General features: G+C 23.6%; 6 protein-coding genes. 3 read left to right on the plus strand and 3 right to left on the minus strand.

Features of this window, described 5'->3' with window-relative positions:
• Nucleotides 1–124 precede the first annotated feature (124 nt).
• A complete protein-coding gene (locus tag PWP28_RS12910; RefSeq protein ID WP_308644925.1) occupies nucleotides 125–2,656 on the plus strand; it encodes a DNA polymerase domain-containing protein in 2,532 nt (843 codons plus the stop codon).
• On the opposite strand, the gene PWP28_RS12915 is transcribed toward PWP28_RS12910, so the two are convergent.
• The 3 genes from PWP28_RS12915 to PWP28_RS12925 all read right to left on the minus strand — a co-directional run bounded on the left by PWP28_RS12915 (nucleotide 2,648) and on the right by PWP28_RS12925 (nucleotide 6,913).
• Nucleotides 2,648–3,100: a GNAT family N-acetyltransferase gene (locus PWP28_RS12915; protein WP_308644926.1), complete on the minus strand. Its 453-nt coding sequence runs from the start codon at nucleotides 3,098–3,100 to the stop codon at nucleotides 2,648–2,650. The genes PWP28_RS12910 and PWP28_RS12915 overlap by 9 nt on opposite strands.
• Nucleotides 3,101–3,476: 376 nt before the next feature.
• Nucleotides 3,477–4,733 (minus strand): MFS transporter, encoded by a 1,257-nt coding sequence (locus PWP28_RS12920; RefSeq protein WP_305081848.1) that lies wholly within the window; start codon nucleotides 4,731–4,733, stop codon nucleotides 3,477–3,479.
• A 128-nt stretch (nucleotides 4,734–4,861) separates the two neighbouring features.
• Nucleotides 4,862–6,913 carry a methyl-accepting chemotaxis protein gene (locus tag PWP28_RS12925; RefSeq protein ID WP_308644927.1) on the minus strand — a complete coding sequence of 684 codons (2,052 nt, stop codon included), beginning with the start codon at nucleotides 6,911–6,913 and terminating at the stop codon, nucleotides 4,862–4,864.
• A 226-nt stretch (nucleotides 6,914–7,139) separates the two neighbouring features.
• Here PWP28_RS12925 and PWP28_RS12930 point away from each other — a divergent pair, with 226 nt between their 5' ends.
• Together PWP28_RS12930 and PWP28_RS12935 are read left to right on the plus strand one after the other, a co-directional pair.
• Nucleotides 7,140–10,439, plus strand: a complete 3,300-nt coding sequence (locus PWP28_RS12930) for a PD-(D/E)XK nuclease family protein (RefSeq protein WP_308644928.1) — start codon at nucleotides 7,140–7,142, stop codon at nucleotides 10,437–10,439.
• The gene (locus PWP28_RS12935; RefSeq protein ID WP_109604916.1) at nucleotides 10,436–13,576 is read left to right on the plus strand and encodes an exodeoxyribonuclease V subunit beta; all 3,141 of its coding nucleotides are present in this window, start codon (nucleotides 10,436–10,438) and stop codon (nucleotides 13,574–13,576) included. Before PWP28_RS12930 ends, PWP28_RS12935 begins: the two co-directional genes overlap by 4 nt.
• Nucleotides 13,577–13,846 lie beyond the last annotated feature (270 nt).

Here is a 13,846-nt window from a genome sequence, read left to right on the forward strand (position 1 = left end):
ACAATTTAATTATAACCTATGGAGGTAAATATCCCTTTTAACATCGTTTAAAATTACTTTAAATAAACGTTTTTAGAATTTAGAAAGATACTATAATAATAGTATAAAAGGAGGTTGATCCTTTATGAGAGTTACTGCAATATGGCAAAATAATTTAACAAGGAATATATACTTTAAAACTGGAGTAAATTCTAAATGGATAAAAAAAGAAAATAATTTCAATCTTTTATTTGAAGAAAAAGACTTGGCAATAATCAAAAAAATTCTTTATATAAATAGACTCGATAAAAAATATATTAAAAATGTGGAGTCTGGTTGGAAAGATGTCTTCAATATAAATATAATAAGAACTGTATTCAATGAAAAAGTATCTTTTTATAAATTTAGCAAAATCATAAAAGAAATAGAAGAAAAAGGTAAAAAAATTTATGGTTACAATATAATGGACATATTCGAAGGAGAAATTTCTGATAAAATTTCTGATAAAAAAATATGGTATCTCGATATAGAAGTTGAAGAAAATGAAAATAAATCATATAATAAAAACATACCCATTTCCATTTCTGCTGATGGAACTATAATTTCTATTGCTTATTATGATTCTTATATAAAAGATTATTACGCTTTAGTATTACAGCCAAATATTAATCAAAACTTAAAAAATACAAACAATATAAAATACTTTAAAAGAGAAGAAGATCTATTAAATTATTTTAATAATTTAATAAAAGAACAAAATCCTGACATAATAAGCGGTTGGTATTCTGATGGTTTTGATATTCCTTATATCATAAATAGAGCAAGAAAATTTAATATTGAAATTTCTTCTATTGAAAAACTAAAACCTTTTTCTTCATATAAAAAACTTCCTGGCGGATTCATATACAAAAATGTAATTCCAGGCATAAATTTACTCGATTATATGGATTTATATAAAAAATTTATGTTAACTCAACCAAACTCATATAAATTAGATAATATAGCAAAATTTCATGATATAAAAGGAAAAACTGAATACAAAGGATTTTTAAATTATAGAAAAGACTTTGAAAAGTTTTTAGCATATATATTTCGTGATGTTGAAATATTAGTAGAACTCGAAAAAAAACTAAATTTAAATTCATTAATATGTGGACTTCAATCTGTGATAAAAATACCTCTAAATATGCTCATGGCAAATTCCATAACTATAGATCACTATTTACAACAATTTCTTTTACCACAAAAACAAACTTTCCAAAGAATGAGTTATGGTTTTCAGGATTCTGAAGCAGATTTTGAAGGAGCTATAGTTTTACAACCAGAAGATAAAAAATATAAAAATACAATCGTATTAGATTATGCTTCACTTTATCCAAACACTATACTGACCTATAACATATCTCCAGAAACATTGATTTATGATAAAAATTATAAAGGAAAACATGTAGATATGGGCTTAATATTAGAAGAAGAAAATAAAAACTATTTACCATTAAAATACACCTTAGAAAAGGAAGGTGTGTTTCCATCTTTAATAAGATTTTTATTAAAAGAAAGATTAAAATATAAATCCCTAAAAAATAATACCCCAAAAGATGATCCACAATATATAAAGTATGATATAAAGCAAAGTAATTACAAAATACTTTTAAACTCCATGTATGGAGTAATAGGAACAAGTCGTTTTCCATTACATGATAAAAGAGTAGCTGCTTCCATAACAGCAGGCTCAAGATCAGCTTTAAAGTATATGAACAAAAAACTTAATAATAAAAGATTTGAAAACATAAATATAAATAAAAAAATAATATCCTTTAAAACTGAAGTAATATACTCAGATACAGATAGTTCTTTTAATGTCATACATACTGAAGAAAATTTAAATGCAAAAGATCTTGAAGATATAGGCAAATTCCTAGCTTCATATATAAATACAAATATAGCAAAAGAACTTACAATAAATTATTCAAATACTGAAGAAATAACTCAAAGATGCACATTTTCTGTAGATGTAGATAAACTTTTTGAAACCGTCAGATTTTTTGGAGTCAAAAAAAGATATTTCGGTCATGATTTCGCCAAAAATATAATAACCCATGGAGTCGAAATCGTGAGATCTGATACTCCACAAAGTATCAAAGAAATACTTACAGACCTTTTCATAAAATCTCTTGACGAAGAATTAAAAGAAGAAGATTTACTTGAATATTTCGAAAAAATAAAAGCAATGCCCATAGAAGATATAGCCATATATAAAAATATTACAAAAACAGATTTTTCTAAATATAAAACGATTCCCAACCATGTAAGAGGAGTTCAAATAATGCAAAAAATATATAATTTTCAATACAAATATGAAGATCGTTTATTATATTATTATATAAAATATTTGAACAAAAAAAACTACTTAATAATAGAAAATATCTTTAATATCAATATAAAAAGTTCAGAACCCTTAATATCTTCGTGTATAGAATCCGAACATATTGAAGAATTTAAAAAATTAATAGAAAATAAAGAATTAGAAATAGATTACTACACATTTTTTGAAAAAAATATTCTTTCAAGACTTGAACAATTTTCAGAAAATATTCATATAATACAAGCCGTTAAATCTAAACTTGAAAAACAAGAAGGAATAACTCAAAAAGCAGATCAATTGAGATTATTTTAAATTTTTTGTCATTCTTACGGAAGATATTTCAAAACCATTCTTTTTATAAAAATCTATATAGCTTTTGTTATCACCATAAATTGTTAATTCTATACTTTCTATACTATTTTCAGCTAAAAAGGCATAAAGACTTTGCATTATTTTTTCGCCATAGCCTTTATGTCTTTCATTTTCATTTATTTTTACATCGTATATAAAACAACTTTTATTCTTTTCATTCAAAGACAACCATATTTCACCAATTATATTATTTTTAAACAATACATTATAAACTCTATGTTTTTCATGTAAAGAATTAAATATCTCATCTATTTCTTTTTTAGCCAAGATATTAGCTTGTTTTATGGGAATTTTTAAATTTGAATTTAAAAGTTCTGCATAATCTTTAGAAAGGTTCTCTTTAAATAATCTTAATTCTTCAAGAGTTTTAATCTTAAACTTCATAAATATCCTCCTCATACCATTCATTATTTTAAAAAATTATTCTTTTTATAAAAATAACAGACGAAATATATCGCCTGCTAAAACTATATAATATCCTTTTAAAAATCAATATGTTCACATTATAATTTTTTTTAAAAAAATTTATAATTCATCTATATTGCCACAAATAATATATTTAATTTTTTGACATATTTTTTCTTTACTCCAATTCCACCAACAAATAGATTGCAATATTTCATTCATTCACCGCCTGCAAATTATATATTTCTAATTTTATAAATATTTTTTACTTTATTCATAATTAAAAGTATCACATTATTAAAAACATTATACACTTATTATTAAAAAAATTCAACATAAAATACATTCATAATAGTTAATTCATTTGTGATTCAAAAGTTTCATCTGGAGATTTTATCAAAAATAAAATAGATACAAAAGCAGATAATAATATAGAAATCAACATTATAATATGTGCTGGGAAAAAATCTACAAAAAAACCATATAATATAGAACCAACTGGAACAGCTCCTTGAAATATGAGACTAACAACAGAAAAAACTCTTGCTCTTATATATGAAGGAGCCATTCTTTGCATATTTGTTTGAATTGGTATATTAATAATAATATTAAAAAAACCCCAAAAAATAACTAATATAAAAACAATAAAGAAAAAATTCCATAAATTACTATCAAAATTTCTTACTATATTTGGAAAAATAACTATAGAAACAAAAAATCCTACCATTAGTTGAAAAATCAACCCAAAACTTATACTCTTTCTTGATGAAACACTTATGAGATATTTCCCAAATATAAGGCTTCCCAACAATGCTCCTATGGTAAATCCAGTTTGTAATAAACCATATTGTTCAGAAGAAAAACCTATCGTTTCTTTAAATACATAGGGAAAAACCACATATATTATAGGTGCAAGCAAAAAGTTTGTTATCGCTGCAAACATCATTAAATATTTTAAACCTATCTGTTTTTTTATAAAAACAACGCCTTCTTTAACATCATCAAAAAACGAATTAATTGTTATTTTTTTATTATTAGATTTAAAATCATATTTTATAAAAATTTCAGCAATTCCAGATATCAAAAAAGATAATGCATTGATTAAAAATACAATCTTTATACCTCCAAAAGAATATATAAATCCTCCAATGGCAGGACCTATAAGACCAGAAATACTTGTAAGAGCACTTATTTTTGAATTTGCAATTGCATAATCTTCTTTAGAAACTAAGTCTGCCCTCATAGCAGAAGTAGAACTTGAAAAAATTCCATCCATTACAGATATGAAAATTTGAAAAATAAAAATCATAGTTAAAGAAATTTCAAATAAAAAAGCCCAAATAGCGAGAAACATAACCATAAAGCCTCTTATTATATCCATATATACCATAATATTTTTTCTGTTCAACCTATCCCCTAAAACTCCCGCTACAGGAGTAATTAAAATAAATGGAAACAACATCAAAAAAGTAAAAAAACCCGTTAAAGTTCCTGACCCCGTAATATCTAATATAAATAAAGGCATAGATATCATTTGGATTTGAGATCCCAATAATGAAACAAACATACCAATGGCAAAAATATTAAAATTCTTTTTCTGTAAAGATGTCATAAAACTCCCCCTGATATAATTTATATATAATTTATATATAAATTATATATAAAGAAGTATACTTTATTTCAAGGGGAATATTTCAAATTTAACGTTAATTTCTTGTAAAGTCAAGAGTTTACTTTATTTCAAAATTCAAAATTACTTATATCATTTTTTAAAGTTTCAGAAAGCATTGTGAGTTCTTCAATATTATCTCTTATAAATTGAACAGCATCAACTTGTTCTTTAAGACCCTCATTTGAAAACTCTATTTGATCTTTCATATCTTCTAATTTCTCTATAGTTTTTACCATAGAATTTTTTATATTATCTGTATATTCATTCTGTTCCTCGACATCAAAATTCAAATTTTTAATACCTTTTGCTATAGAAGAAATTTTATTATTTATATTTTCAAACTTATCAGAAACATCATCAATATCTTTCTTTGCTGATAAAACATAATCAAAAACCTTTTTAGATTTACCTTCTACATTTTCTGAACTGACATAAATGAGGTTAAGAATATCTCTTATCTTATCCGTAGACTTTTTGGATTCATCAGCTAAATTACGTATTTCTGATGCAACAACAGCAAATCCCTTTCCTGCTTCTCCAGCACGAGCCGCTTCAATAGAAGCATTTAAAGCTAACAAATTTGTCTGGTCTGTTATAGAATTTATCGAGTCAATTATATTTCCTATATTTGAAGTTAAATCTAAAAGTTTTTTTATTTCTTCAATATTTGAATTTGAAACATCTGAAGACTTTTTTATAATTCCAGAAACATTTTTTATAGAAGAATATCCTTCATCAGATAATCTATTAACTTCATCAGTAAAAATATTCAACTCTTCTGAAGATTTCAATATTCCAATAGATTTATCATTAATTTTCAGTATTTCTTCATTTATTATATCCATATTATTCTTAAAAGATAATGCACTTTCTGAAATCATATTTATTTGTCCGCTTATTTCTTCCGTCCCAGCACCAGTCTCTTCTGCCGAAGAAGAAAGGTTAACAGCTGACAAATTGACTTGTTTAGACGATTCTTCAAAAGATATAAATATTTTTTGAAGTGTAGAAACCATATCAAAAAATTCTCTTGTTAAAATTCCAACCTCATCTTTTCCTTTCATTAAGTCTACAGATACTTTTTCATTTAGATTTCTTTTTTTCATAATTTTTGTAAGTCTTTTTAATGGTTTAGAAATGTAATTAGAAAAAAATACAGATACTATAATTATTATGAAAAATGTAATAGAAATACTCATTATTATAATTTTTCTAATCGTAAACGCACTTTTTAAAGCCTCTTCAAAATTTATCTTAGCCATTATTCCCCATTTCATACCATAAACATCTATATCCGAATAAGAAGATAAAACACTCTTACCATTATAATCAGTAATTATTTCCATTCTTGATTTTTTATCTAATTTTTCTACTGAAGCTCCAGTATCTACGTCTGTAACAATAGAAGCTTGAGATAAAATATCTAAATCATCATTTAAATATGTTCTCGATCTCATCTTATTATCTGATCCTACTATATATATTTCACCACTTTCACCAAGTCCAACCTTTTCATGTACAATATCATTTAAAGGTTGCATATTTATAATAAAAACTACAAATCCAACACTTTTATCCTCGTTAAAAACTGGCTTTCCTATAAACATAACTGGTTCTTTTAAAATATCAGAATAAATAAAATCTGTAAAACCAAAACCATTTTCTGCACTCATAAAAAAATCGTTTAAATCAAATTCTTTTATATTAATTCCTAAATCAAACTTATTTTTAGCAGAAAAAACAATATTCCCCTCTTTAGAAACAAAAATAATGTCTGTATAATTATATTCATTGGCATAAAGTTCCGTATAATCAGAATATTTATTATAATAATCATTCCATAAATCTGATTCAACACCATATTCTCCAAAAGCATATACAAAATCTCTAACAGAATTTTTTATTTGTTTATTCTCACTAAAAACATTTAAATCAATTTTTCTTTCTTTAAAATAATCTTCTATCTGTTCTTTTTTTAAAATTCTTATAGAGTCTAAATGATTAAAATTTTCTTTTTCAAACTCTTTAAAAGAAATATTATAAGATAAAAAGCCATTTATCATCAATGGCAAAACTCCCATCAAAAAAATAATAATAAAAATTTTATATTTGATACTCAAAAAAACTCCCCCTTTAATCTACAAAAATTATATATCACTTAAATTATCCTATATAACTTTTAAAATATCAAAATCATTTATGAAATTAAAATTATATAAAAGTAAAATTTGTAATTTTTTATAATCTTTTTATAAAAAAAGTTTATAATTTAATAATAAAAATCATAAAATCAAATCATCACATTCATGATAAAATATAATAAAAGCTATGAATTGGAGGAAAAAAATGAAAACCGCCAAAATAATGAAAATAAATGAAAAACATTTTGATTATATTACAAACGAAATAAAAGAAAAATACGAAAAAGATCCTTTTGAATTTCTTTTCATAGGATCCTCTGGATTTTATGTAAAACAAATTGCTGATGAATTATCAAAAAAAACAAATAAAACACTTAACAGAGATGCTTTTAGGGTTATAAACCAATATATAACAGAACTTCTTTTAAATTATGAACCAAATTCTACTTATATTGATAGAGATTTTTTAAAAGTCTATATAGAAAATGAAATTGGAAACCTTGTAAAACAATTTAAAAATGATGATGATGAATTTTCTTCTTATCTACAAGTCATATCAAAGTCTCAAAAATCAACAGAATATATATTAAATATATTCGAAAAAAAATGGGAAATATCAAGAGTTGAACAAAATCAACCACAAAATGAAGACATATTGAAATACTCAGAATTATACAGAAATATAGATAATTCAATAGATCCTGAATCAAACTTAATAAAACTGTATAAAAAAATAGAAAAAAGTTTAGAAGATTTCTTAAATCAAAAATTCGATAATTCAAAAACTTTTCAAAAAAATTTTGATCCTATAAGTGTTTATAAATGGTTTTATAACGAATTTCCAGAAATATTAAAATCCGAAAGAAAAGAAACATTGGGAAAAACATTGATAATATCTGGTTTTTTTGATATGACTCCAATAATGGCAAAAGTTTTAAAATGCTTATTCTCTTTATTTGATGATGTATATTTTTATATATGGGAAGATGTAATGGATAGAGGTTTTAATTCATTGACTTCAGTATATGAATTTTTAAAGGATTCCGATTTTGAAATAAAACATAATTATATGGGCATAAATAAATTATTTAAAGAAAAAAATATATCTATATATCAAACTTCAGATTCAATATCTGAAATGGAAAATATTTCAAAAGAAATAAAAAAGAAAATACTTTATGAAAATTTGAGTCCTTCTGATTTTGCAATCATAACACCAGATAATTCATCTGCAAATATGTTTGCAGATTATTTAAATGAAATAAAAGTACCTTATAGATTCAAAAATGATATTCCATTATCTCAAAGTAGAATAGTTATAAAATTATTACAACCCTTAAAAACCGTAGTAAGAGGATATGAAGTAGAAGATATGATGGCGATGATAGAAACAGGATATGCAGGTGATTCTGAACTAACCATGGAAGAAATAGAATCTTATTTAAGACATTTAGATCTTCTATATTCAGAAGTAAAAACCTCTTTTGCACAAAGAAAAGCTTCTTGGTTTAATGCATTAAAAGAAGAAAAAAATAAAATACTTTCAAATTATAAACAAACAGAAGAAAAAGAGAGGTATGAAAAAACTTTAAATGAATTAAATTCTTTAGAAATAGTATTCAATAATTTATTTGATATATTAAAACAAGTAAAAGATTCTGACAAAAATAAAGAAGGATTTTTAATAAATACTTATAGACAACTCATAAAAGATTGGATAGATAAAGATATCATAAACCTTAATATATTTTCGGATGATGAATTAAACAAAAACCAATCGATAATAAGTGAATACAATGCATTAAATTATTTTGAACAATTTCTTTTAAAAACAGAAGAATCTCTTGAAAAAATATTAAAAAAGAATAAAAAGAAAAGAATAAAATTAGATGAATATTTCAGAATAATATCTGATTTAACTGAAATCGAAACTTATAGAGATTCTGAAAGATATCATAATACCGTTGAAATAATGAACTTAAATGATTCAAGATTCATACATAAAAAATATAAATATTATATAAATTTTTCAGAAGATTTTTATCCATTAATAACAATAAATCCATTTCTTTCTTCAATGTTAGACAATGGAACAAAACTTGCAAAAACCAATGAAAAAGTTCAAAGAAGAAATCTTTTAATTTCTATGGCTTTTGCTGAAAATATAATTTTCTCATATCCAATCTCAACATTGGGAGGTAAAACAATACTTCCTTCTATGTACGAAAAAGAATTCATAAAATTATTTAAAATCACTCCAAAGAAATTATACTCAGAAAAAAGACAAGTTCTTCCACAAAATGCTGATGAAATATACTCTTTTAATGAAGCTTTATTATATTATTTGATAAATGATATAAAAACAAATGATGATGATTTAAAAAATTCTAAAGAAAATATAAAAGAAATAAAAAATCATATAAAAAATACTCTATGGAATTCAAGAAACTCAATATCTATAAAAAATATATCTCATAATAAAATATCAAGTTATATAGACTGTCCTTTTAAATTTTATATGAGTTATATAGCTGGTATAAAAGGAGATATTGATTTCTCTATTTTTGCAACAGGTAATCTTAAACATAAAATCATGGAAAAATTATTTAAAAAATATCCTGATTTTTCTCAAATGAGAGAAAAATATTTCAATGAAGATGAACTACTTGAAGAAATTAAAAAAATAGCCAATCAAGAATGGGATGATACCATAAATAAAGGACTTGAAAAATATGAAGCTATAAAAGTTGTTGAGATTGAAAAAATCTCTGAAGAGCTTTTAGTTTCTATAGGTCATATATTAAATAAATATATTGAAATTAGAAAAAATATGGAATTAAATTATGATAAGGTAATAAAAACAGAGTTGAGAGTAGACACTGATATCAATATAGGTAAATACAAAAATATAAATTTAACAACAAGAATAGACAGACTTGATATAACCTCAGGAGACTATTCATACATAGGTTTTGAAGGAAAAGATAGTTTTTTAGATGAATTAAAACGAGGAACTTATTCTATATTAGATTATAAAAACGGTTCAAGTTTCCAAAGTGAACAATTATTAATATACTATATTGGTTTAATTCATTCAGAAGAATGGAAAAATAAAATAAATGATAACATATACTTAAAATTTCAGCCTTTAACGATAAAAGATAATGGTCCTACAAAGAATATGCAAAATAAATTTATAAAAATACAAAAAAATCTTGCCATAATAAAACAAAAAGGAAATTCAAAAAATTTTATTGGATTTGGTTTATATGAATTTTATGATTGGCTTGAAAAAACGATTGATTCTATATCAAATTCTGATTTTACTCCAATAGCTCAAAGAGATAGGATACATAAAAGATTTTTAGAAGAAATGCAAGAAAAATATAATACATATTCAAATGAAACATATTATGAATGTGACAAATGCCAATACAAAAAAATATGTTCAATAATGCAATATTTAGACAATTTTAAAATAAAAGAGAGTTGGTTTACAAAATGAATATATTAGATACTATAAATAAAAATCCAAATCAAAATTTTTTCATTTCTGCATCTGCTGGAACTGGTAAAACTTATACATTAACCCAATATTATATAAGCATACTTGAAAAAAACTATCCTGATGATGAAATAGTAGATAAAATACTTGCCGTTACGTTTACAAATAAAGCTGCCGGTGAAATGAGAGAAAGAATATTACAAGCAGTTTATGACAAAATAAATATCTTGCAAGAAAAAAATGTTCCAGAAAAAGAAATAGAATATTGGAATAATATAAGAATAAACCTTTCAAGAGCTTGGATAAAAACCATCGATTCATTCTGTTCAAAAATCTTAAGAGATAATAATATAATAATAGGCATAGACCCAAATTTTACAATGATATCTGAATTCAAAAAAGATAAAGAAATCGAAAAAGCTATATATTACTCATTAAAAACAGTTCTTGAGCTATACGAAAACAAAAAACCAGAAGACATAAATATGTTGTCTTCTGAAAGAAAAAATAAAGTAAATATAATAATATCTGAAATACAAAAAAATCCCTTAAGATTCAAAGAAACTTTACATAATATTTTAAAAGATCCAGGAATGGATAAATTACAACAAAATCTAAAAACTATAGTAAGTAATTGGAGATTGGAAATGGAAAGAAGTATAATTTTTGAAGAATTTCCATTATCCAACAAAGAACTTGAAGAAATTTATATAGATTATATATGGTTATTCAAAATACTCTCTAACCTGTCGAAAGAGTATTATGAAAACTTCACAATAGATAATTTCCAATATGATTTCAAAGGTACACTTGAAAAAACTTTAAAAGCTTTATCAGATGAATACATATTAAGAAAATATCAAAATAGATTTAAATATATAATAGTCGATGAATACCAAGACACCAATTATTTACAAAAAGAATTATTTGAAAAATTACATACAAATGAAAATCATTTGTTTTATGTTGGAGATAGAAAACAATCTATATATAGATTCAGAGGTGCTGATGTATCAGTATTCTCAAAATCATATGATGAATTTAAAAAAAATAATTACACTATAGGAGCCTTATCAACAAACAGACGTTCTAACTCACAAATAGTAAATTTTGCAAACGAAATATCAAAACAAACATTATTTAAAAAAGAAAATATATACATCGATGATGTAGATTCATTATTAATAGATAACACATCTATTAATGATGATGATATATGTCATTTTGAAGAAGATGACAAAGAAGTTATCACTCCAAAACTATCAAAAGATGATAAATACAGAATAAAAATAATAAAAGCAATACCCGAAAAAAATAATGCTGAGCAAAGAAAAGAACTTGAAATAACTGCGATGATAAAAACTATAAAAAAATTAATAGGCCAAGAAATGTCTTTCAGAGAAAGGAAAAATGGAAAAATTCAACAAATAAAAAGAAAAATACAAGCAAAAGATATAGCTATATTATTGAGACAGATGACTGGATATGAAGATATAATAAAAAAAGAATTCTCAAAAAATAATATTCCATTTTATATTATTGGCGGAAAATCCTTTTATTTTCGTGAAGAAATACAATCATTATTAACAGCTCTTTCTGCAGTACAAAATCCTTACAACGATTTTGAATTTACAAGATATATGTTCTCATTAATAGGTACAATGACATTCGAAGAATATGATAAATTAATAAATGAAAAAAATGAACTCAATAAAAAATCAGAAAAACAATTAACTCTTTTTGAGACATTTCAAATATCAAAAGAAGAAAACAACTATTCAAAAAACACAAAAAAAGCTTTTGAAACACTAAAAAAATATAAAGATTTAAAATACTATATAAAGCCAACTAACATATTAAAAGGTATAGTAGAAGAAAATAATTATATATCAAAATTATCAGCTTTAGATGAATCTGAAATTGCAATTTCAAATGTAAAAAAATTAATTAATGAAGCAGAAAAATACAATACTATGGCTACATCGTTTGCTGAATTGGTAAGATTATTAAAAAAAGCCACAGATGTGAATGAAGAAGAAGCCGTTCTTGAAGATGAAAATTCAAACAGCGTAAAGATTCTTACAATACATAAATCAAAAGGTCTTGAATTTCCAATAGTAATAATGGGTGGACTTCATAGCAATATAGACAAAAAAGATAATTCTGAAATAGAATTCTCACTTCCAGATTTAAATGGAAATAGATATTTTTTACTAAAAAATATCTTTAAAGATGTATTAAAAGAAAGCGAAAATGATATTTTAAGATGGTTTAAAAATAATACCTTTTTAGAAAAAACAGAAAATAATAGACTTATATATGTTGGAATAACGAGACCAAAAGAACTTTTAATTCCAATAAATGTAGAAAATAAAAATAAAACAACTTATAATATATTCTTTGATGAATTAAAATATAAAGATATGGACATAATAAATATAGAAGAAATTGAAGATATATTTCTTGAAAAAATAGAAGATGATGAAGAAAAAGAAAAAAAATTAGTTCCTCAAATAAATTTAAAAGACTTGAAAAATAACGCTTATAAACAATATATAGCCCCAACATATCTAACAGGACTCATAGATAAACCTTCGGAAATAAATGATGATGATGATGAAAACATAATAGAAAAAGTTAATTTTAAAAAAGATGAACTATTTTCAAATCAAGAATTAATATTCAGAGGTTCTGATCTACACAGAAAATTACAAAGTGTTTATAATCTATCACAAATAAAAAATATGATAGAAAATAATGAACTACCAAATTTATTCGATCAAATACCAATAGTACAGTTTGCATTCAATACCAAAAATAAAATAATTAAAAATGAATGGAGACTTGTAAAAAATTTCAAAATAAATGATAAAGATTATATGCTATTTGGAATTCCTGACAAAGTGATAATACATGAAAACAATATATATATTATAGATTATAAATATTCCAATTTAAATCAAAATATAGATAAATATAGATTTCAGATAAATTTTTATTTATACCTGCTAAAAGACTTTGGAATTCCAAAAAAAGGTTATCTTCTAAGTATTAAAGAAAATAACAAATTCATAGAAATAGATTATGACAAAAATATTGAACAAAAAATAATTGAACTAATAAAAAATAATGAATAATAATTAAGAAAAAATTAAGCGAAACCTAAGGGAAGCTTAAGTAAAAATCATTAAAATATAATAAAGCTAATAAAAATTCACAAACCCCAAAATTATCATCCAGCCAGTTAATTTCAAAAAGCCCTGCAAGTCTTTTAATTACTGGTAAAAAAGAGCAATTCTTAAGAATTGCTCTTTGTTACCAGTAATTAAAAGACTTGCAGGGGTTTTTGAAATTAAATGGCTGGAAGATAATTTTTGGGTTTGTGAAGTTTTATTAGCTTTATTATA

This window comes from Oceanotoga sp. (assembly GCF_030445905.1).
Lineage (GTDB): Bacteria > Thermotogota > Thermotogae > Petrotogales > Petrotogaceae > Oceanotoga > Oceanotoga teriensis.

Bases quoted from the DNA above. Each gene is read 5' to 3' on its own strand.
- PWP28_RS12935 (WP_109604916.1), top strand. From the start codon at position 10,436: ATGAATATATTAGATACTATAAATAAAAATCCAAATCAAAATTTTTTC.
- PWP28_RS12910 (WP_308644925.1), top strand. From the start codon at position 125: ATGAGAGTTACTGCAATATGGCAAAATAATTTAACAAGGAATATATAC.
- PWP28_RS12915 (WP_308644926.1), bottom strand. From the start codon at position 3,100: ATGAAGTTTAAGATTAAAACTCTTGAAGAATTAAGATTATTTAAAGAG.
- PWP28_RS12920 (WP_305081848.1), bottom strand. From the start codon at position 4,733: ATGACATCTTTACAGAAAAAGAATTTTAATATTTTTGCCATTGGTATG.
- PWP28_RS12930 (WP_308644928.1), top strand. From the start codon at position 7,140: ATGAAAACCGCCAAAATAATGAAAATAAATGAAAAACATTTTGATTAT.